Source organism: Enterobacter sp. IF2SW-B1 (assembly GCF_001743375.1).
Taxonomy (GTDB): Bacteria; Pseudomonadota; Gammaproteobacteria; order Enterobacterales; family Enterobacteriaceae; genus Enterobacter; species Enterobacter bugandensis.
Map to the genome: position 1 here is coordinate 518729 of NZ_MJAA01000001.1, position 19630 is coordinate 538358.

Sequence of the window (19630 nt, forward strand, 5' to 3'; positions counted from 1 at the left end):
GCGCCCGCCGACGGGCGCGCACGGGTATTAACGATACTGGATCTGAACAACCGCGAGCGTTTTTTCAGGATTCAGGTACGTCATATTCACTGTCGCCAGGCCGGAAGCCGTCGCCTTGCCGTTCAGCGCGTCGCCGTAACTCACCATACGCGTTTGCATACGATTTTTTTCCGGACACGACACCGCCAGCTGCCGCTGCTGCTGGGTAACTTCGCAAGGGTCAGCAACGATTGCGCCGCGAAAGTGAATAACGCCGCCCTGCGCGAGCGTGGCCGAATAAGCTGGAGCGATAAATGCCGAAACAAGCAGGCCCAGACCTGAAATAAGATGTGCAAAAGAGTGGGTCACGATATGTACTCCTCAATGAAAATCGTCCATGAGGGGCAAACGCGCTTCATTATGCAAACGAAGGCTGACGTTACGGAACCTAACAACGCAGTTCCTGATAACAGCTTAGTTCAACGGCAAATATTCACAATGCATTGATTTCATGAATATTTACAGCGCACCCCCGGCTGGCGACCACTGCTGTGATAAATGAAGCGCTTTTCCATCCGTGACGGTGACAACGATGTTGATCGTGTCTTCCGCAGAAATAGTTAAACTCAACCGCGTTAAATCAATCGGCTGATTAGCGGGAATAAAAAGGGTATTTTGCTGTCGCGAAGCACTTTGCCCACTCTGCCCTTCCTTCAAAGAGAGGATCTGGACCTGACAATCACACGGTTCCGTCAAAATGACCTGCGGAATAATGGTCGTCATATTTCCCTGCTGTGACGTTTGAAAGGTTATCTGCCCGGAAAGCGCGGCAAGGAGAATGATGGTATTCATGAAGAACTCCCGAAAAAAAACAGGGCATCGGCCCTGTTTTTTTGTAGTACAGATTTCAGTATCAGTACTGATGCGCTGTCGCGTGGTTACCAAAGCCGATCTGGGTAACGTTGACGGTGGAGTTAGACGCCGTCTGGTCTACGAGCGCACCGTTAAGGCCGCCGTACTGGCTAACATTCATAACGGATTTTTTGCTGTTCCACTGATCGAGTGTCGCACTGTTGCCAAAGCCGTTCTGGGTCAGGTTGATTTTGCTGTCGTCAGAACCCTGACCGACATCAGCCCCGTTACCGCCACCGGTCTGGCTAATATTAAGAACGGAATTTCTGGCATCTGTCTGCAACGCCAGCGCGGAGTTACCGCCACCGTTCTGATAAATATTCAGGGTTGAATTTGGACCACTGTTTCCGCCATGACCGTGTCCATGACCCCATCCGCCCTGATTAATCATACCAGCCATAGCACTACCAGAAACGACGATTGCTGCAAGTGCTGCCACTTTGATAAATTTCATGGTAAACCCCCATCGGATTGATTAACGTCGTCGCGAAATAGCTAGCGCTGAATAACGCGAATTGCCATCTGCGACTGTTTCTGCACTACAACTGCGGTTTTCTGCGTACCGTACTGCGTAATATTTGCTCTATTACCCGACCCTTTCTGGATAATTTTCGCACTATTACCATATCCATCCTGCGTAATACCTGCATCGTTCCCGTTACCGCTCTGATCGATCCAGGCAATATTGTAAGTCCCTGATTGATCAACTCTCGCTCTGTTGCCTGCCCCATCCTGAGAAATGACGGACAAGAGTTTCGATCCTTCCTGGCGAAGCTGAGCGTCATTAAATACGCCCTGTTGACCAATAATGGCTGCCTGATTTAATGATGAATAACTTAATTCATTAACCGCAAAATTATATTCAGCGTTTGCCAAATCTGAATTCGCGGCGGTTACAAATCCAGGCGCACCCAGTAATGTAAACATCAAAAATAACGATGTGTTTTTCATGTTGTCACCCTGGACCCGGCTACCTGAAAACACCCTGATCGTATTTCGTATTAAACGACTCGTTTTTGTTAACGCGTCGTTACGGTGAAGAGTATGTCCGCTGAAACATTTTAAATATCTCACCCGCGCGGCTTATTTTTATTTTTCAGGTCACCACAAAGTTGTAATTTGCACCATAAAAGGCATGACACAGGCCGTTTTTATTTTTTATGAAATATTTATGCGCGACATGTTGTACAAAGGCGAGAGAGCCGTACATGCCCCTTCCCGCGTTGTTTAAGCGTAACGCCAGGATGAGATTTTCTTCAGGCCGTGACACAAGGCGAGTTTTCTTAAGCCAGAAAAACCAGAGCGACATGACTTAGAAAGTATCAGTTACTCATACCTGGATACAAACTAAAGAAAATAATAAATACTTATAAATATTAACCAGTTAATTATATTTGTATGATTTTTAAAATCTATGCACAACTATTTCCATGTACAACTTTCATATCAAATAACAACATTAAAAATCTGCAATTTTCACAAATTAATATTGATTTTTACATCTTGTTACATGATTAACACTTGCTTTAAAATTCGTAAAAGCTAGATTGAAATTAGATGTACGAAATTGGTTTTATATTTACCTCCCTGTGGAGGTTATGTTCTGATTCTACACACAGCAGTGCAACATCTGTCAGTACTTCTGGTGCCCTCTTCTTTACAGAGAGGGCGGCTGTCAGGTGCCAAAAATAAGTGGGGTTTCATCATGTATAATGAAGTCCATAGTTTACATGGTCATACATTACTGTTGATCACAAAACCTTCTCTGCAAGCGACAGCTTTATTACAACATTTAAAGCAATCTCTATCACTGAATGGGAAATTGCATAATATTCAACGTTCTTTTGATGATATTGCGCCTGGCAGCATCATTCTGTTTGATATGATGGAAGCCGATAAAAAGCTTATCCATTACTGGCAAGATAACTTAAGCAGGAAAAACAATAATATCCGCGTGTTATTATTGAATACGCCTGATGAATATCCTTTTAGAGATATTGAAAGCTGGCCGCATATCAATGGCGTGTTCTACGTCACTGAAGAAGAGGTTCGGGTGGTAGATGGTCTGCAAGGCATATTGCGCGGCGAATGCTATTTCTCGCAAAAGCTGGCCAGCTACCTCATCACGCACTCCGGAAATTACCGCTATAACAGTTCGGAATCAGCGCTGCTCACCCACCGTGAGAAAGAGATCCTGAACAAATTACGCATTGGTGCTTCAAATATTGAAATCGCCCGTTCCTTATTTATCAGCGAAAATACGGTAAAGACACACCTTTATAATCTTTTCAAGAAGATAGCTGTTAAAAACCGAACTCAGGCGGTTTCATGGGCAAACGATAACCTCAGGCGTTAATCACATGAAGCGCACGTTGAGTTGGATCGCCGCAGCGAGTCTCCTGCTCGCTGCAGGGAACCTGCAGGCCGTTGAGGTCGAAGTTCCCGGATTGTTAACTGACCACACTGTCTCATCGATCGGGCACAGTTTTTACCGGGCCTTCAGCGATAAATGGGACAGTCCCTACACGGGTAATTTAACAATCAACGAGCGGCCCAGTGCACGATGGGGAAGCTGGATAACCATAACGGCCAATCAGGACGTTATTTATCAAACGTTTTTATTCCCCTCGAAAACAGACTTCGAAAAAAACGTAGCCTTAGCACTGGCTCAAACTGAAGACGCTATTAATCGCCTGCAAATAGATAAAGCCCTATTAAGCACCAGCGATTTAGCAAAAGATGAGTTCTAGCGAACCGATATGCGGAGGCTGTCATGCGTATTGCATATGCAGTTGTTTCGATCATGCTTATTGCTCCCCTGAGCTGGGCCGGAAATATGACCTTCCAGTTCCGTAACCCTAACTTTGGCGGTAACCCCAACAACGGTGCCTTTCTGCTGAATCAAGCTCAGGCACAAAACTCCTATAAAGATCCGAGCTTTCAGGATTTTACCGTTGATACCCCTTCCGCACTGGATAACTTCACCCAGGCTATCCAGTCGCAGATTTTAGGGGGATTGCTGACCAACATTAATACCGGCAAACCCGGCCGAATGATGACCAACGACTTTATCGTCGACATCGCCAACAGGGACGGACAGCTCCAGTTGAATGTGACCGATCGTAAAACCGGAAAAACTTCCACCATAGAGGTTTCCGGCCTGCAAAATAATTCAACTGACTTTTAAACAATAGCTAAATAAGGACAACGACCATGCAGCGCTTCCTGATATTTGTTGCAGTGTGCTTATTGAGCGGTTGTTTAACTGCTCCGCCTAAAGAAGCTGCAAAACCCACATTAATGCCGCGGGCCCAGAGTTACCGTGATTTAACCCATTTGCCTTCACCTACGGGCAAGATATTTGTCTCGGTATACAACATTCAGGATGAAACCGGACAATTTAAGCCTTATCCGGCAAGTAACTTCTCCACCGCGGTGCCGCAAAGCGCCACCGCCATGCTGGTGACTGCACTTAAAGATTCGCACTGGTTTATTCCGCTGGAACGCCAGGGGCTTCAGAACCTGTTAAATGAACGAAAAATCATTCGTGCCGCGCAGGAGAATGGCACCGTTGCGGACAATAACCGGATGCCTCTGCAGTCTCTGGCCGCCGCAAACGTGATGATTGAAGGGTCGATTATCGGTTACGAGAGCAACGTGAAATCGGGTGGCGTGGGAGCGCGCTACTTCGGTATCGGCGCAGATACCCAGTACCAGCTCGACCAAATTGCGGTTAACCTGCGTGTCGTCAACGTCAGTACCGGTGAAGTGCTCTCTTCGGTCAACACCAGCAAAACCATATTGTCTTATGAAGTTCAGGCTGGGGTATTCCGCTTTATTGATTATCAGCGCCTGCTGGAGGGAGAAATTGGCTACACCTCCAACGAACCGGTCATGATGTGTCTGATGTCAGCCATTGAAACCGGCGTGATCTTCTTAATCAACGATGGTATCGATCGCGGGCTGTGGGATCTGCAAAACAAAGCGGACGTGCAGAACCCGATCCTGGTGAAATACCGTGATATGTCGGTGCCACCGGAATCCTGACAGGCAGCGTATAAAAAAGGCGAGATGATTATCTCGCCTTTTTTTATTCACTCACCGCGGTGATGTTTTGCGTTTTTTCCCGTCGCGCCGCCAGCCAAAGACCGCTGTTCTTCATGGCGTAGCCAAACAGCAGCCCCAGCGCCAGGGAAGGAACCACCAGCTTCCAGTCCCCCTGCCCGGCAAAGGTTGCGCAGGCCCCCATAAAGGTTCCCGGCACAAACGACAGCAGCAGATGCTTCGCCTGGATGCACATCAGGAAGGCGACGACACCCGTCATGACGTACCCCAGCATCTCCAGATGCGGCGCCAGCGCGCTGCCTTTCATGATGACCAGCGCCCAGATAACGCCGCTCATCAGCGTGCAGCCTGAGATAAAGAGCCCTTTCAGCCCGCCCTGAGGACAGGCGAAATAGGCCGTGCAACCCAGGAAGCCAGCCCAGCTTAACAGACCGAGAGACACCGCTACCCATCCCCAAATACCGGAGAGGATACCCGTCGTGATTGCAATACAAAGTAATATGTTCATGGCGCGCATCTTAGCAGAAGCGCGCCATAGAAATGAGATCAGAAGCACATTACGTGCAAGTTGAAATGTATCGTTGCAGGATTTTTGTGATTTACATCACTCTTCACTCTCTTCTTCCAGCTCGTCCCACATTGCTGCAATGGCGTCACGCGTCAGCGGGGCCAGCGTTCGCCAGAACGGAGAGGTGGCATGAGCTTCCACTTTACCCAGGAAGGTCCCCACCCACGGCAGCAGATACGTTTCGAAAAGGATCCCGATGGCTTCATTTTCATCGTCGCCAGCGTTGTCTTCGATCCAGGACGCGGCCAGCAGCAGCGTACCGATATGATCGGCTGGGGTATCGCTCAGGGGCATCCCGCGTTCTGAAAGGAATGCCCGCACTTCCGCTTCGGTCGCGCCTTCCTGCCAGGCGGAACGATACGGCGACACGCGGCACTCTTCGCCCACGAACAGAGCGTTGTAGTCCGTTGAGATCTGCTGCATATCGCAGTTTTTCTGCAGGCGCTCCAGTAACTCATCCTGTTCCAGCGGCCAGTTCTGCGCCAGTTTACCTTCGCGAATCAGCGTAAACAGCGGCACCAGCAGCGGGTCCTGCGGCTGGCGGTAATACAGGGAGCCCAGCACGCGGCAAAGGATGGAAAATTCATTCATTGTTTTATTCCGTTATTCAATTAAAGATCGGCAAATTCATCAATCGGCGCCATGCCGCGCGACTCGAGGAAATCAAGCATACGACGCGGCGTGACGTTCAGGATGCGCTCTTCCGGGAAATCCACATCCTGCAATATTTTCAGGCACTCGCTAAAATCCCCCAGCGTGAAGGCCGTGTGCGAATCAGAGCCCAGCGCCACCATGCCACCCGCATCACGCACGGCGGCAGCCACTTCGCGACAGTTGGCTTCACTGCCTTTACGCGAGTGCACGAACGAGGAGTTATTAATCTCCAGCGCCACGCGGTGTTTCGCCGCGGCCTGCGCCACGGCCTGAATATCAATCGGGTATTTCGGATTGCCCGGATGGCTGATGATGTGCACATTGCCGCTGGCAATAGTGGCAATCATCGCCGCGGTATTGGTCTCTTTATCCTGCGGCGGGAAAACCGGCTCATGGAAGCCGGCAAGGATCAGATCTAAGGAGGTCAGCATCGGGCCGGTACAGTCAATTTCACCGTCGGTGTTTTTGATGTTCGCCTCAATGCCGCGCAGTATCCCAATGCCGTCCACCAGACGTGGCCAGATACGCATATTCACAAAATGCCAGTAGTGCGGCGCATCCGCCATATCCGGGCCGTGATCGGTTATCGCGAACAGCTTGATGCCCTTAAGCTTCGCCTGGGCGATATAATCATGGAGGTTGCTATACGCGTGGGTGCTGGCGACGGTGTGCATATGCAGGTCAACGGGATACATCTTTCTCTCCTCTGCGTTTTTTCCAAAGGATAGCAGTTATCAGCGGCGAATATTAGCAAAAACCCGGCGAACGCCGGGTTTCTCTCAGTAGCCGCGCTGTCGGTCGACCTGTCCGGTGACCGGGTTACCCTTCTCTATTTCACCGATCGTGTGCGAGATATAGGCCATCGCCTCGGCAGGTCGCGTCACGGCGGCAACGTGCGGAGTCATTGCCACGCGCGGGTGTCGCCACAGCGGGCTTTCCTCCGGCAGCGGCTCACGGCTGTAGACATCCAGCATGGCGCCTTTAAGCTTCCCGCTATCCAGCGCCTTCAGCAGATCCGGCTCGACCAGATGCACGCCGCGCGCCAGGTTCATCAGGTAGCTCTGGTCGTCCAGCTGGTTGAGCAGGCCTTCATTGATAATCCCCACCGTTTCCGCCGTATTGGGCAGCAGGTTAATCAGCACACGCGTGCCGTTCAGGAAGGCCGGAAGCTCATCCGTTCCGGCAAAGCTCTCAACGCCCGGGTAGTCTTTACGGCTGCGGCTCCAGCAGCGCAACGGGAAGCCCCACGGCGCGAGCGCTTCAGCCACTTTCGAACCCAGCACGCCCGCGCCGAGGATACCAACGGTAAACGCTTCGCGCGGATATTCAGGCAGCGGCTCCCAGCGGGATTGCTGCTTAAGCGCCTGATAGTCATCAAAGCGGCGGAACCAGTGCAGCACCTGGCTGACGGCATATTCCTGCATTTGCTGGCCCATACCGGTATCTTCCAGGCGGAACAGAGGAATATCTTCCGGCAGCATTTCAGGGTGTGCTTTCAGCTTGCTCAGAATGGAATCCACGCCGGCTCCAAGCGCAAACACAGCCTTCAGCTTACGGCCCAGGAGCATTTCTACCGGCGGATGCCAGACCAGCGCGTAGTCAGCATGTTCGTTATCGCCCCGCTTCCACTCACGAACGCGAGCGCCCGGCAGTGCCGCAGAAAGTGCCTTAATCCAGTAAGCCGTATCAAAAGTGGGGTGATAGAAGAGTATATCCATAGTCAATCCTGCCTTTTATTGCGCTGATTTATTTTGCTTTTTAACTGGACGGTCAGCATAGCAAATTTATTGCGTGATCGTGTTGTTGATAAAAAAGACGCTTTCAGCACATTTAAGAATCATGTTGCCTGAAGTTTGTCTAAACGCGCTAAATTACTGAAAAAGTGGGTTGACGGCAGTTCGGCTTTTCCTTACATTAGCGCCCGTCCCAGCAACAACGGGATGACAATATGGTGAGGTGTCCGAGTGGCTGAAGGAGCACGCCTGGAAAGTGTGTATACGGCAACGTATCGGGGGTTCGAATCCCCCCCTCACCGCCATATTCAAGATGAGAGCTCGTACGAAAGTACGGGCTTTTTTCTTTTATATTCTCCGTAAGGGGGGGATGAGAATCCCCGACCGGGGTTCGACAACAGGCGCAGCCAGTTGGACAGACTGTGAGCAAAGCGAACAGGCTGCCCGCAGGGCGAGCGAAGCGAGTCAATCCCCCCCGGTGCTATATTCAGCTCGGTGCAGCCTGAGCGCCTCACCCTAACCCTCTCCCCAAAAGGGCAAGGGGATCGTTACTCCTCCACCATCCGCGCATACTCTTCAGTAAGAAAATCCACCAGCGTTCTGACGGACGGCAGCAAACCTCGCCTGGAAGGATAAACAGCGTGAATCACTTCCCGTCGGGGTTCCCATGCGTCCAGCACCCTTACCAGTTCCCCGGATGCCAGCTGATCCTTGACCATCAAAATCGGCAGCTGCACCACACCCACCCCCGCCATCGCCGCTTCACGCAGCGCCAGCATGTCGGTGGTAATAAAGCGCGGCGTGTAATGAATCGCGGCTTTCGCTCCCTCCGGCCCGCTCAGCTCCCATCTGTGCAGCTGCTTTCCCACCCCCATGCTCAAACCCGGCCACTCGCTCAGCTCAGAGGGCACGGCAGGGTGACCCATCCGCTCAATCAGTGCAGGGCTCGCCACCAGGCAGTGTCCCCTGTCTGCCAGCACTCTTAACACCAGGTCGCTGTCATCAAACGGACGTGGACGAACGCGGATCGCCACGTCAATGCCCTCGCCCACCAGATCGACCCGTCGGTTGGTGGCCTCAAGCTGAAGATTGATCCCCGGATAGCGCGCCATAAACCGCGCCAGCATGGGACCCACATGCACGTGCAGCAAGGTGACCGGACAGGTGATCCTGACCACGCCGCGTGGCTCGGCCTGCAACGCCGCCACCGCCTCTTCCGCAGCTTCGGCCTCTACCAGCATGGCTTTACAGTGCTGATAGAACGTCTGCCCCACTTCCGTCACCGTAAACTGCCGGGTGGTGCGCTGGATCAACCGCACGCCAAGGCGCTCTTCCAGCTGGGCAATCCGGCGGCTCAGTTTTGACTTGGGCTGATCGAGCGCCCGACCCGCCGCCGCAAATCCACCATGGTCCACCACCTTCACAAACCACGCGAAATCATTGAGATCCTGCATACGCCCTCATCGTTCCATATTCAGAACAGTGAATGTCATTTTCACTATCTACCGGGATATTAACCCTGAATATAAGCTAATTACATCAACAGAACATCAGGAGTACATCATGAAAAACGTAACAGGCGTTTATACCGCACCTCGTCCGCACTGGGTCGGTGACGGTTTCCCGGTTCGTTCAATGTTTTCTTACCAGACGCACGGCGAGCCGCTGAGCCCGTTTCTGCTGCTGGACTATGCCGGACCGTACACCTTCCCGGCGGACGGCGCGAAACGCGGCGTGGGCGAGCATCCTCATCGCGGCTTTGAAACGGTGACCATCGTTTACGCCGGCGAAGTGGAGCATCGCGACTCCACCGGCAGAGGCGGCGTTATTGGCCCCGGCGACGTGCAGTGGATGACGGCGGGCGCAGGCATCCTGCACGAGGAGTTCCACTCCAGCGCCTTCGCGCAGAAAGGCGGTGAACTAAAAATGATGCAGCTGTGGGTCAACCTGCCCGCCAAAGACAAAATGGCGACGCCCGGCTACCAGAGTATCACCAAAGCGGATATCCCGGTGGTCACGCTGCCGGATAACAGCGGCACGCTGCGGGTCATCGCCGGTCGCCTTGAGGACGTGACGGGCCCGGCCCATACCTTCTCACCGCTGAACGTCTGGGACATCGCGCTTAACCAGGGCAGCCATCTGGCGCTCAAACAGCCCGAAGGCTGGAGCACGGCGCTGGTGGTACTTGAGGGCAGCGTAACGGTGAACGGCACCACGCCAGCGGGTGAAGCGCAGCTGGTTGTGCTAAGTCAGAGCGGTGAAAAGCTGCATCTGGAAGCGAACAGCGACGCGAAATTGCTGCTGATGGCCGGTGAGCCGCTGAATGAACCGATTGTGGGCTACGGCCCGTTTGTGATGAACAGTAAAACCGAGATCGCGGAAGCCATCCGTGATTTCAACTCCGGCCGCTTTGGCCAGATCTGAACGTAATTAAGGAGCACAATATGTCTACCCCTGCAAACTTCAACGGTGCACGCCCCGTCATTGACGTAAATGATGCCGTCATGCTGCTTATCGACCACCAGAGCGGGCTGTTCCAGACCGTCGGCGACATGCCCATGCCGGAGCTGCGCGCCCGTGCGGCGGCGCTGGCAAAGATCGCCACGCTGGCGAAGATCCCGGTGATCACCACCGCCTCCGTTCCACAGGGACCGAACGGCCCGCTTATCCCGGAGATCCACGCCAACGCGCCGCATGCGCAGTATGTGGCCCGCAAAGGTGAGATCAACGCCTGGGATAACCCGGAATTCGTGGCGGCGGTAAAAGCTACCGGTCGCAAGACGTTAATTATTGCAGGCACGATCACCAGCGTCTGCATGGCCTTCCCGTCCATCAGTGCGGTGGCGGACGGATATAAAGTGTTTGCGGTGATTGATGCCTCCGGCACCTACAGCAAAATGGCGCAGGAGATCACACTGGCCCGCGTGGTCCAGGCAGGCGTGGTGCCGATGGATACCGCCGCTGTGGCCTCTGAGATCCAGCGAACCTGGAACCGTGAAGATGCGGCTGAATGGGCTGAGGTATACACCCACATCTTCCCGGCCTACAAGCTGCTGATCGAAAGCTACGGCAAAGCGCAGGAGGTGGTGAAAAACAGCGAAGTGCTCGATTCACAGCGTTAATCCTGCGCTGTGCGTCATAAGCTGATTAAGGCTTAACCGAACAAGCACGAATGCAGAAAATCTGCTTGACCGCTTTCGCGCAACTCCCTATAGTAGCGCCCCGTTGCCCCCCAAGCGGTCAGGCAGCAAAACAATATGGTGAGGTGTCCGAGTGGCTGAAGGAGCACGCCTGGAAAGTGTGTATACGGCAACGTATCGGGGGTTCGAATCCCCCCCTCACCGCCATATTTGAGATGAGAGCTCGTACGAAAGTACGGGCTTTTTTCTTTTGGATCGCACCTGGGGATTCGAACCTTGAGACTCCCTGCGCTCTTTATGCCTGCACATAAAACAAAGCCCGGTTTCCCGGGCCTTGAACGCAACAGCACACTCAGTAATACGCTTGTAGCGTCCGTTGACACAGCGCCGAGCGCACGCAGTCCTCTTTGGTAAAGCGTACCACCCCAATCATCTCATCTTCCTCAAAACGTGACATGGCGTCGCTGAGGCCGGACTTCACGCCCGACGGCAGGTCACACTGGGTAATATCGCCGTTAACGATAACCGTCACGTTCTCCCCGAGGCGCGTTAAAAACATCTTCATTTGCGCAGCGGTCACGTTCTGAGCCTCGTCGAGAATAACGACCGCATTTTCAAATGTACGTCCGCGCATATAGGCGAACGGCGCGATTTCCACCTTGCCAATCTCTGGTCGCAGGCAGTACTGCATAAAGGATGCACCCAGTCGCTTCACCAGCACGTCATAGACGGGCCTGAAGTACGGAGCAAACTTCTCCGAAATATCGCCGGGCAGGAAGCCGAGATCTTCATCAGCTTGCAGTACAGGACGGGTAACAATAATGCGCTCCACGTCCTTATGGATCAGCGCTTCCGCTGCTTTGGCTGCACTGATCCAGGTTTTCCCGCATCCGGCTTCACCGGTTGCAAAGATGAGCTGTTTACTCTCGATAGCATTCAGGTAGTGCGCCTGAGCCTCATTGCGCGCCACAATTGGAGAATTATCACGGCTGTCTCTGGCCATGCCAATTGCTTCTACGCCACTCATCTGCACAAGCGAGGTGACCGATTCTTCTTCACGCTGTTTATGGCTACGTGAGTCCCGTCTCAGCACACGTTTTGCTTCGCGACGAGCTTTGATCACTGCTTTTTGTCTTCCCATGGATAGCACCTTGAGTTGTTGGTATTCATCACACGCGCCAGCTTCGGCACGATTATGCGCACGAACATCAGAGGGTTGGCTTCCTTGTAAGCCATTGCTTGCTTTATCAGATGACGATACAGAACGGCTACGCGCACCGGTCTGCACGTCGGTCGAATCAGATTCTTGAGGTGTGGGGGAGAATTTAGTGGTGAGGAAATCGCTGCCGGAGTCTGAGCCTCCGCGCCGGGTGCTGCGGTTGTTATGTTTACCTTGTCCAGTACAGGACGCAACCATTCGCGATCTCCATAGTGATTCAGCATCACTGCCGGGAACTACCGCTGTCTTATCTTAAGTACATCAGGAGTTATCATAAATGCAACATTTATTTTACCTGAATGCAACTTTTAAGACTGTTCCTGCAGCGGAATCAGTCTTATATATGAATATTACAGAAATATAACAATAAGATAGTCATATGAAAAAATAATGTCCCCGCGAACTATCGCAGGGACGATTATCAGGCTTCCATCAGACCTTGTGCGAGATACGCGCCAGCATCGCGCGCGCCGGGCAGGGCAAAGAAATAGCCGCCGCCGATGGGCTTAATGTACTCTTCCAGCGCTTCGCCGTTTAACCGCTTCTGCACGGTCAGGAAGCCTTTCTCCAGATCGTGCTGATAGCAGACGAACAGCAGCCCCATATCAAGCTGGCCGGAATTGGTCACGCCCAACGAATAGCTGTAGCCACGGCGCATCATCAGGCTGGACTGCGTCTCTTTGGTGCGCGGGTTGGCAAGGCGAATATGGCTGTCGAGCGCGATAACGTCGCCATCCGGGTCGTTCGCGTAGTCCGGCACATCATGCTCGTGCTTCATGCCCAGCGGCGCCCCGCTCTGCTTGTCGCGGCCAAAAATCGTCTGCTGCTCTTTCAACGGCGTGCGGTCCCAGAACTCCACGTGGAACTGAATAATGCGCACAGCCTGGTAGCTGCCGCCCACCGCCCATGCGGGTTCCCCCTGATCTGCCGTCACCCACACCACGTCTTTCATCAGCGCCGCATCGCTGCTGTCCGGGTTGGCCGTGCCGTCCTTAAAGCCCAGCAGGTTAACCGGCGTCTCTTTGCCTTTGCTGCGGGCGGCGTGGTCAGAGATAAACCCTTCCCGCTTCCAGCGCACGCTCAGCAGATCCGGCGTGTGCTTGATGATATCGCGCAGGGCGTGGATCACCGTGTCCTGGGTATTGGCACAAATCTGCAGCAGCAGATCGCCATGGCACAGCGCCGCGTCGAGGGAGTCATTCGGGAAGCGCGTCATCTTCTGCAGCGCGTTCGGCTTCTGTTTTGCCAGGCCGTAGCGGCCGTCAAACAGCGACTCCCCTACCGACACGGTAATGGTCAGGTTATCCGGCGCGATAAACGCCCCGAGGATACCGGAATCCATCGGCGGCAGGCGCGGGTTCGGCGTATCCGGTGCCGGCCCGCCCGCGGTAAGAAACGCGATGCGCGCCGTCAGCAGGCGGAACAGACGCTCCAGATCCGCCTTATCGCTGGCCAGCGAATCAAAGGCCACCAGCATCATGGAAGCCTGCTGCGGCGTGAGAATACCCGCCTGGTGCGCGCCATAAAACGGCTGGGTCTCCATGCGGGCATCCGGCGAGAGCGTACCGGGCGCGCTCTGCGGTTTCGCCGCATGCGCCACCGGGCAACCTCCCGCCAGGGCAAACGCGCCGCCCAGCGCCCCTACCCCTTTTAACAAACGACGTCGGGAAGGTTCCGCCACGTCGAATTCTTCGTGCTTGTTCATCGTGCTTAGTCCAGACCCAGTACGCCGCGCAGCAGGGAGAGATCTTCCGCCAGCGTCGTAATCGGGCCTTTCAGCGCGTTACGGTCGGCGTCGGTCAGCTTGTCGTAGGTTTCGAACCCGTCTTTGGTACGGTACTTCGCCAGGATGGTATCGACCTTTTTGAAGTTGGCATCTACTTTCGCCAGCAGTTCGCCGTTCTCTTTCTGCAACTGAGGACGCAGCAGCTCGACAATCTTCTGCGCACCGTCGACGTTGGCCTGGAAGTCCCACAGGTCGGTGTGGCTGTAGCGATCTTCTTCACCGCTGATTTTGCTCGCGGCCACTTCTTCAATCAGACCGGCCGCGCCGCCCACCACCTTCGACGGCGGGAAGGCCAGCTCGCTGATGCGCTTTTGCAGCTCCAGCACGTCGGTGTTCAGCTGCCCGGCGTATTTCTCCATTCCTTTGGTGGAGTTATCGCCAAACAGGGCTTTTTCCAGACGGTGGAAGCCGGTGAATTTCGGATCGGCGGCCTTCTGCTCGTAGTCATCTTCGCGGGCATCAATGCTGCCGTCGAGGTCAGAGAACAGCTCGGCAATCGGCTCGATGCGCTCGTAGTGCTGACGGGTTGGCGCGTACAGGGATTTCGCTTTTTCGATATCGCCCGCTTTCACGGCGTCGGTGAAGGCTTTGGTACCCGTGACCAGGTCCGCCGTCTCTTTGGTGACGTAGGCTTTATAGGCGGTGATAGCGTCGCCCAGGCTCAGCAGGGCCGTGCCTTTGGCCGCGTCCGCCGTCGCTGCACCTTTGACGATCAGCTTGCCTTTAGGGTTGGTCAGCAGGCCGCAGGTCATGTCGTATTCACCCGGCTGCAGGTTGGCGGTCATCTTCTGGCTGAAGCCCGGCGCGATGTTCTCGCGCTCTTCCACCACCATCACGCCTTTGAGGATCTCCCACTCCAGCGCCTTCTGGCTGTGGTTCTGAATGATAAACTGGGTTTTACCGCTGTTAACCGTGATGGTCATCGGCTCGCACTGCTTATCGTTAACGGTGACTTTTACCTGCGGAATATCCGCAGCCTGCGCAGCGAATGCAGAAGCGAACAGCGCGGCAATGCCTGCGCACAATGCACTACGACGAAACTGAATTGCCATGACTCTTCCCTTAAAAAGTATGTTGTAACTAAAACAATAATTACGGCGCAACGCGCGACGCCTGCGAGCCGGTACGCGGCGGCATCGCGAACAGCACCAGCGCCGGAACCAGATAGATAAAGTACATCGCCACTTCGCTGACGCTCGGCGTTTCCTGGTAGCCGAAGATGCCTTCGAGCAGGGTGCCGGTCAGTGAATGGGTGGAGAGAACGTTGCTAAGATCGAACGCTACGTCCTGGAAGTGGTTCCACAGGCCCGCCTCGTGGAAGGCGCGGATCGCCCCTGCTGCCAGCCCCGCGGCCACAAGCAGAATGAACAGGCTGGTCCACTTAAAGAAGGCGCCCAGGTTGAGGCGAATGCCGCCCCAGTAGAGCAGAAAGCCCAGCACCACCGCCGTTGCCAGACCGAGCATGGCGCCCAGCGGCGGCCAGATGCCCACGTCCTGCTGGAATGCCGCCAGCAGGAAGAAAACCGATTCCAGACCCTCGCGCGCCACGGCGAAAAAGACCATCATGATCAGTGCCCAGCCGTGGTGATTCCCCTTCTGCAGAGCGTTATCCACCGCCTGCTCCAGCTGCACCTTCACGTTGCGGGAAACTTTGCGCATCCAGAAGACCATCCACGTCAGGATAAACACCGCAATCACGGCGACGATACCTTCAAACAGCTCCTGCTCTTTCTGCGGGAATTCGCCGGTGGTTTCATTGATGAGGATACCTAAGCCCAGGCAGAGCGCCGCGGCAAGGAATACGCCAACCCACATCACGCCAATCCAGCGCCCACGCTGGGTGCGCTTCAGATAGCTGGCGATAAGGCTGACAATCAGGGCCGCTTCAAGGCCTTCACGTAACATAATGAGAAATGGAACAAACATGCCGACACCTTAAATGTTTATCGCGGTCAACTGATGCAAAGAAAGGTAAATTCTTGTGATAGTGATTATCATTACGGCGAAAGGAAACACAAGCGAAATATGTGGTGATTTGATGACGAGTTGTAAACGCAAAGCCTGTTAATAGTTGCCGCCGTTACCGTTAAGTTTATAAGTTATAATAAAAATGCCCATTTACGGTTAACCAGTGCTGTGGCTAAATATCCGCCTCAAAAACCAACCGAAAATATCCCATGTTTAAGATTGTCCATTTCCTGCTGGCGCTGGTGATTATTCTTGCGCTTGCCTGGCTGGTGAGTTTCGACCGCCGAAAAATTCGCATTCGTTATGTTTTACAGCTGATTGTTATTGAAATTGCCCTGGCGTTCTTTTTCCTGCACGCCGAAAGCGGGCTATTCCTGATTAAATACGTTTCCGGCTTCTTTGAGTCACTGCTGAAATTTGCCTCGGAAGGGACGAATTTCGTCTTTGGCGGAATGGGTGAAAAAGGGCTGGCGTTTATTTTCCTCGGCGTGCTGTGTCCGATTATTTTTATTTCCGCACTGATTGGTATTCTCCAGCACTGGCGGATCCTGCCGATTTTTATTCGAATCATCGGAACGCTGCTGTCAAAGCTGAACGGCATGGGCAAGCTGGAATCGTTCAACGCGGTGAGCTCGCTGATCCTTGGCCAGTCGGAAAACTTCATTGCCTATAAAGGCGTGCTGGGGGATCTCTCCTCGCGTCGTCTGTTCACCATGGCGGCCACGGCCATGTCGACGGTCTCCCTGTCGATTGTCGGTGCCTATATGACCATGCTCGACGCCAAATTTGTCGTTGCCGCGCTGATCCTGAACATGTTCAGCACCTTTATTATTCTCTCGGTCATTAACCCGGTACGTCCGGAAGCCGAGCCGGATATCAAGCTGGAAAAACTGCACGAATCCCAGAGCTTCTTTGAAATGCTGGGCGAGTATATTCTGGCCGGTTTTAAGGTGGCGATGATTATTCTGGCGATGCTGATTGGGTTTATCGCCCTCATCAGCGCCGTTAACGCCCTTTTCTCCAGCGTATTCGGCATGAGCTTCCAGCAGATCCTGGGCTATGTGTTTTATCCGCTGGCGTGGCTTATCGGGATTCCGCTGAGCGATGCGTTAAACGCGGGCAGCATTATGGCAACCAAGCTGGTGGCGAATGAATTTGTAGCGATGATTGAGCTGCAAAAAATTGCTCATGAAATGTCACCGCGCGGGCTGGGTATTTTGTCCGTCTTCCTCGTCTCGTTCGCTAACTTCGCCTCCATCGGCATCGTCGCCGGGGCAATTAAGGGGCTTAACGAGCAGCAGGGCAACGTGGTGTCGCGGTTTGGTCTGCGCCTGGTATACGGTGCGACGCTGGTGAGCCTGCTGTCGGCGAGCTTTGCGGGATTAGTGCTGTAAATAGCTTTGCTACAAAACAACAACGGCGGGTTATCCCGCCGTTTTTTATTAAAACTGTACGCACACCGGCTGGTCGACCCGCATCACCGATTCCTGCGCGAAACGAGACTTATAGATCCCGCGCAACGCTTCGATGTTCTTCTCGCTCTGCGCATCTTTACCGTGGATCAGCATTAACGCTTTGCTGGATTCACGCGCCACTTTCCCGTCGTTCCCCAGCCACTGCCCGCGCGCATCAAACACCGTTAAGCCATCGCGAAAACGCGGCGTCACGTCCTGGTCAACAAACTGCTGCCACTCGCTGCCGGTAATCTGCGCCCCTGCCGGGCGATTCAAGCCAAAATAGAGCGTGGTCTGCTGCATCTGGTTATCCGCTTTGCAGGTCTCCACCGCCGCACGCTGCGAGGGTGCGTTACAACCCGCCAGCAGCATAAATGCTGCCACCATTAACCCTGTTTTAATCATCATTTATCATCTCGAACTGGTGAACGGTCTGTCCCCTCTCCCATTTTGGGAGAGGGTTAGGGTGAGGGGAAAATTATTCTGCCTGAAGCTTAGTCGGCGGCGCAGTGTGGTAGTGCGCATCCGCTTCCGCAAAGCGCTTCTGCATAGAGGCAGACGGCGCTTTACCCAGCAGGCTGAACACCACAATACCGATGCTGCCGAAGATGAAGCCCGGAATGATTTCGTACAGGCCCAGCCACGCGAACTGCTTCCAGACGATGACGGTCACCGCACCGATGATCATCCCCGCCAGCGCGCCGTTGCGGGTCATGCGTGACCACATGACGGAGAACAGCACCACCGGCCCAAACGCGGCACCGAAGCCCGCCCACGCGTAGCTCACGAGACCCAGCACGCGGTTTTCCGGGTTGGCTGCCAGCGCAATGGCTACCAGCGCCACCACCAGCACCATAAAGCGCCCTACCCACACCAGCTCTTTCTGGCTCGCATTTTTACGCAGGAAGGCCTTGTAGAGGTCTTCGGTGATTGCGCTGGAGCAAACCAGCAGCTGACAGCTCAGGGTGGACATCACCGCCGCCAGGATCGCGGAGAGCAAAATACCGGCAATCCACGGGTTAAACAGAATCTGCGCCAGCTCGATGAACACGCGCTCGGCGTTCTGGTTCACCGCGCCCGCCTGCGCCGGGTTATTGCTGAAGTAGGCGATACCGAAGAAGCCGACCGCACACGCGCCCGCCAGACACAGGATCATCCACGTCATGCTGATGCGACGCGCGTGAACGATGGTGTGATGAGAATCCGCCGCCATAAAGCGCGCCAGAATGTGCGGCTGACCGAAGTAGCCCAGGCCCCAGCCCATCAGGGAGACGATGGCAACGAAATTCAGCCCTTTCAGCATGTCGACGTTTTCGATGCTCTTCTGCTTGATCACTTCCAGTGAATCGCCAAAGCCGCCAACGGTGAAAATCACAATCACCGGGGTCAGGATCAGGGCGAAGATCATCAGGCTCGCCTGCACGGTGTCGGTCCAGCTGACGGCCAGGAAGCCGCCCACGAAAGTATAGAGGATGGTTGCCGCCGCACCGGCCCACAGGGCGGTTTCGTAGCTCATGCCGAAGGTACTTTCGAACAGACGCGCACCGGCCACGATGCCGGAGGCACAGTAGATGGTGAAGAACACCAGGATCACCACCGCGGAGATAATGCGCAGCACGCGGCTGTTATCCTCAAAGCGTCCGGTGAAGTAATCCGGCAGCGTCAGGGCGTTGTTGTTGGCTTCGGTATGTACGCGCAGACGGCCTGCCACCAGCTTCCAGTTGATCCACGCGCCGACGGTCAGGCCGATGGCGATCCAGCTTTCGGAAATACCAGAGATGAAAATCGCGCCCGGCAGCCCCATCAGCAGCCAGCCGCTCATGTCGGATGCGCCCGCAGAGAGCGCGGTGACCATTGGGCCTAAGCTGCGCCCGCCAAGGATGTAGTCGTCAAAGTTTTTAGTGGAACGCCATGCCAAAAACCCTATCAGGATCATGCCAAAAATATAAACGAGAAATGTCACCAGCATCGGTGTGCTAATAGCCATTCAAATTCTCCAAAATGTCGAGCGACAACCGTCCGGGTTGCCTTGTTATGTCATCACCGGAACGTAGTGATGTGTGTATGTGTTTCCGTTGGGCGCGCTATCCTGCCGTATACGCTTCCCACTGACAAACGATTTAACACTGCATTTACATGAATTTCATCCCTG

22 protein-coding genes and 2 tRNA genes are annotated in these 19630 nt (G+C 54.2%); 9 read left to right on the forward strand and 15 right to left on the reverse strand.

Annotated features, from left to right (window positions below):
- Nucleotides 1–27 precede the first annotated feature (27 nt).
- The 4 genes from A6013_RS02595 to csgB all read right to left on the reverse strand — a co-directional run bounded on the left by A6013_RS02595 (nt 28) and on the right by csgB (nt 1842).
- Nucleotides 28–348 (reverse strand): type 1 fimbrial protein, encoded by a 321-nt coding sequence (locus tag A6013_RS02595; protein ID WP_045261657.1) that lies wholly within the window; start codon nt 346–348, stop codon nt 28–30.
- Nucleotides 349–498: 150 nt separating this feature from the next.
- Nucleotides 499–831, reverse strand: coding sequence for a curli assembly chaperone CsgC (gene csgC, locus A6013_RS02600; RefSeq protein ID WP_059356860.1), 333 nt, complete (start codon nt 829–831; stop codon nt 499–501).
- A gap of 61 nt (nt 832–892) precedes the next feature.
- Complete coding sequence (gene csgA / locus A6013_RS02605; protein WP_047368274.1) at nt 893–1345, reverse strand: curli major subunit CsgA; 453 nt, start codon at nt 1343–1345, stop codon at nt 893–895.
- A gap of 41 nt (nt 1346–1386) precedes the next feature.
- Nucleotides 1387–1842, reverse strand: coding sequence for a curli minor subunit CsgB (gene csgB / locus A6013_RS02610; RefSeq protein ID WP_028012679.1), 456 nt, complete (start codon nt 1840–1842; stop codon nt 1387–1389).
- A gap of 754 nt (nt 1843–2596) precedes the next feature.
- Here csgB and csgD point away from each other — a divergent pair.
- From csgD to csgG, 4 genes are read left to right on the forward strand one after another with little or no spacing between them, the layout of a single operon-like run.
- Complete coding sequence (csgD, locus tag A6013_RS02620; RefSeq protein WP_028012677.1) at nt 2597–3247, forward strand: biofilm master transcriptional regulator CsgD; 651 nt, start codon at nt 2597–2599, stop codon at nt 3245–3247.
- Between the two features lie 4 nt (nt 3248–3251).
- Entirely contained in the window at nt 3252–3641 is a 390-nt protein-coding gene (csgE, locus tag A6013_RS02625; RefSeq protein WP_028012676.1) for a curli production assembly/transport protein CsgE, read from the forward strand.
- A 23-nt stretch (nt 3642–3664) separates the two neighbouring features.
- Nucleotides 3665–4078, forward strand: coding sequence for a curli production assembly/transport protein CsgF (gene csgF / locus A6013_RS02630; RefSeq protein ID WP_028012675.1), 414 nt, complete (start codon nt 3665–3667; stop codon nt 4076–4078).
- A gap of 26 nt (nt 4079–4104) precedes the next feature.
- Nucleotides 4105–4938 (forward strand): curli production assembly/transport protein CsgG, encoded by an 834-nt coding sequence (csgG, locus tag A6013_RS02635; protein WP_028012674.1) that lies wholly within the window; start codon nt 4105–4107, stop codon nt 4936–4938.
- Between the two features lie 43 nt (nt 4939–4981).
- Here csgG and A6013_RS02640 read toward each other — a convergent pair whose 3' ends face one another.
- The 4 genes from A6013_RS02640 to ghrA form a co-directional block, all read right to left on the reverse strand.
- Nucleotides 4982–5464 (reverse strand): DUF1097 domain-containing protein, encoded by a 483-nt coding sequence (locus A6013_RS02640; protein ID WP_072201771.1) that lies wholly within the window; start codon nt 5462–5464, stop codon nt 4982–4984.
- A gap of 96 nt (nt 5465–5560) precedes the next feature.
- Nucleotides 5561–6115: a molecular chaperone gene (locus A6013_RS02645; RefSeq protein ID WP_048998814.1), complete on the reverse strand. Its 555-nt coding sequence runs from the start codon at nt 6113–6115 to the stop codon at nt 5561–5563.
- A 20-nt stretch (nt 6116–6135) separates the two neighbouring features.
- The gene (locus A6013_RS02650; RefSeq protein WP_028012671.1) at nt 6136–6873 is read right to left on the reverse strand and encodes a phosphatase; all 738 of its coding nucleotides are present in this window, start codon (nt 6871–6873) and stop codon (nt 6136–6138) included.
- A gap of 84 nt (nt 6874–6957) precedes the next feature.
- The gene (gene ghrA, locus A6013_RS02655; protein ID WP_069732495.1) at nt 6958–7896 is read right to left on the reverse strand and encodes a glyoxylate/hydroxypyruvate reductase GhrA; all 939 of its coding nucleotides are present in this window, start codon (nt 7894–7896) and stop codon (nt 6958–6960) included.
- Between the two features lie 232 nt (nt 7897–8128).
- Here ghrA and A6013_RS02660 point away from each other — a divergent pair.
- Nucleotides 8129–8216 (forward strand) — tRNA-Ser (locus tag A6013_RS02660).
- Nucleotides 8217–8459: 243 nt separating this feature from the next.
- On the opposite strand, the gene A6013_RS02665 is transcribed toward A6013_RS02660, so the two are convergent.
- Nucleotides 8460–9365: a LysR family transcriptional regulator gene (locus tag A6013_RS02665; protein ID WP_028012669.1), complete on the reverse strand. Its 906-nt coding sequence runs from the start codon at nt 9363–9365 to the stop codon at nt 8460–8462.
- Nucleotides 9366–9474: 109 nt separating this feature from the next.
- Here A6013_RS02665 and A6013_RS02670 point away from each other — a divergent pair, with 109 nt between their 5' ends.
- From A6013_RS02670 to A6013_RS02680, 3 genes are all read left to right on the forward strand, one after another.
- Entirely contained in the window at nt 9475–10335 is an 861-nt protein-coding gene (locus A6013_RS02670) for a pirin family protein (protein ID WP_069732496.1), read from the forward strand.
- Between the two features lie 20 nt (nt 10336–10355).
- The gene (locus tag A6013_RS02675; protein ID WP_069732497.1) at nt 10356–11033 is read left to right on the forward strand and encodes an isochorismatase family protein; all 678 of its coding nucleotides are present in this window, start codon (nt 10356–10358) and stop codon (nt 11031–11033) included.
- Between the two features lie 137 nt (nt 11034–11170).
- Nucleotides 11171–11258 (forward strand) — tRNA-Ser (locus tag A6013_RS02680).
- 145 nt (nt 11259–11403) lie between these two features.
- On the opposite strand, the gene phoH is transcribed toward A6013_RS02680, so the two are convergent.
- From phoH to efeU, 4 genes are all read right to left on the reverse strand, one after another.
- The gene (gene phoH / locus A6013_RS02685) at nt 11404–12192 is read right to left on the reverse strand and encodes a phosphate starvation-inducible protein PhoH (protein WP_024908976.1); all 789 of its coding nucleotides are present in this window, start codon (nt 12190–12192) and stop codon (nt 11404–11406) included.
- A 499-nt stretch (nt 12193–12691) separates the two neighbouring features.
- Nucleotides 12692–13975 (reverse strand): iron uptake transporter deferrochelatase/peroxidase subunit, encoded by a 1284-nt coding sequence (efeB, locus tag A6013_RS02690; protein WP_028012667.1) that lies wholly within the window; start codon nt 13973–13975, stop codon nt 12692–12694.
- 5 nt (nt 13976–13980) lie between these two features.
- Nucleotides 13981–15108, reverse strand: a complete 1128-nt coding sequence (gene efeO, locus A6013_RS02695; RefSeq protein WP_028012666.1) for an iron uptake system protein EfeO — start codon at nt 15106–15108, stop codon at nt 13981–13983.
- Nucleotides 15109–15148: 40 nt separating this feature from the next.
- Complete coding sequence (gene efeU / locus A6013_RS02700; RefSeq protein WP_028012665.1) at nt 15149–15982, reverse strand: iron uptake transporter permease EfeU; 834 nt, start codon at nt 15980–15982, stop codon at nt 15149–15151.
- Nucleotides 15983–16233: 251 nt separating this feature from the next.
- On the opposite strand from efeU, the gene A6013_RS02705 reads away from it, so the two are divergent.
- On the forward strand, nt 16234–17418 hold the full coding sequence (locus tag A6013_RS02705) for a NupC/NupG family nucleoside CNT transporter (protein WP_047368266.1): 1185 nt from the start codon (nt 16234–16236) through the stop codon (nt 17416–17418).
- 48 nt (nt 17419–17466) lie between these two features.
- Here A6013_RS02705 and A6013_RS02710 read toward each other — a convergent pair whose 3' ends face one another.
- Entirely contained in the window at nt 17467–17886 is a 420-nt protein-coding gene (locus A6013_RS02710; protein ID WP_069732498.1) for a DUF3574 domain-containing protein, read from the reverse strand.
- A 70-nt stretch (nt 17887–17956) separates the two neighbouring features.
- Nucleotides 17957–19465, reverse strand: a complete 1509-nt coding sequence (gene putP / locus A6013_RS02715) for a sodium/proline symporter PutP (protein WP_049001648.1) — start codon at nt 19463–19465, stop codon at nt 17957–17959.
- Nucleotides 19466–19630 lie beyond the last annotated feature (165 nt).

Excerpts from the sequence above, each read along its gene's own strand:
- A6013_RS02640 (WP_072201771.1), bottom strand. The coding sequence starts at position 5,464 with ATGAACATATTACTTTGTATTGCAATCACGACGGGTATCCTCTCCGGT.
- A6013_RS02675 (WP_069732497.1), top strand. The coding sequence starts at position 10,356 with ATGTCTACCCCTGCAAACTTCAACGGTGCACGCCCCGTCATTGACGTA.
- csgD (WP_028012677.1), top strand. The coding sequence starts at position 2,597 with ATGTATAATGAAGTCCATAGTTTACATGGTCATACATTACTGTTGATC.
- A6013_RS02710 (WP_069732498.1), bottom strand. The coding sequence starts at position 17,886 with ATGATGATTAAAACAGGGTTAATGGTGGCAGCATTTATGCTGCTGGCG.
- putP (WP_049001648.1), bottom strand. The coding sequence starts at position 19,465 with ATGGCTATTAGCACACCGATGCTGGTGACATTTCTCGTTTATATTTTT.
- csgG (WP_028012674.1), top strand. The coding sequence starts at position 4,105 with ATGCAGCGCTTCCTGATATTTGTTGCAGTGTGCTTATTGAGCGGTTGT.
- csgC (WP_059356860.1), bottom strand. The coding sequence starts at position 831 with ATGAATACCATCATTCTCCTTGCCGCGCTTTCCGGGCAGATAACCTTT.
- A6013_RS02645 (WP_048998814.1), bottom strand. The coding sequence starts at position 6,115 with ATGAATGAATTTTCCATCCTTTGCCGCGTGCTGGGCTCCCTGTATTAC.
- csgE (WP_028012676.1), top strand. The coding sequence starts at position 3,252 with ATGAAGCGCACGTTGAGTTGGATCGCCGCAGCGAGTCTCCTGCTCGCT.
- phoH (WP_024908976.1), bottom strand. The coding sequence starts at position 12,192 with ATGGGAAGACAAAAAGCAGTGATCAAAGCTCGTCGCGAAGCAAAACGT.
- A6013_RS02705 (WP_047368266.1), top strand. The coding sequence starts at position 16,234 with ATGTTTAAGATTGTCCATTTCCTGCTGGCGCTGGTGATTATTCTTGCG.
- ghrA (WP_069732495.1), bottom strand. The coding sequence starts at position 7,896 with ATGGATATACTCTTCTATCACCCCACTTTTGATACGGCTTACTGGATT.
- efeO (WP_028012666.1), bottom strand. The coding sequence starts at position 15,108 with ATGGCAATTCAGTTTCGTCGTAGTGCATTGTGCGCAGGCATTGCCGCG.
- A6013_RS02670 (WP_069732496.1), top strand. The coding sequence starts at position 9,475 with ATGAAAAACGTAACAGGCGTTTATACCGCACCTCGTCCGCACTGGGTC.
- csgB (WP_028012679.1), bottom strand. The coding sequence starts at position 1,842 with ATGAAAAACACATCGTTATTTTTGATGTTTACATTACTGGGTGCGCCT.
- efeB (WP_028012667.1), bottom strand. The coding sequence starts at position 13,975 with ATGAACAAGCACGAAGAATTCGACGTGGCGGAACCTTCCCGACGTCGT.
- A6013_RS02650 (WP_028012671.1), bottom strand. The coding sequence starts at position 6,873 with ATGTATCCCGTTGACCTGCATATGCACACCGTCGCCAGCACCCACGCG.
- efeU (WP_028012665.1), bottom strand. The coding sequence starts at position 15,982 with ATGTTTGTTCCATTTCTCATTATGTTACGTGAAGGCCTTGAAGCGGCC.
- csgF (WP_028012675.1), top strand. The coding sequence starts at position 3,665 with ATGCGTATTGCATATGCAGTTGTTTCGATCATGCTTATTGCTCCCCTG.
- csgA (WP_047368274.1), bottom strand. The coding sequence starts at position 1,345 with ATGAAATTTATCAAAGTGGCAGCACTTGCAGCAATCGTCGTTTCTGGT.
- A6013_RS02665 (WP_028012669.1), bottom strand. The coding sequence starts at position 9,365 with ATGCAGGATCTCAATGATTTCGCGTGGTTTGTGAAGGTGGTGGACCAT.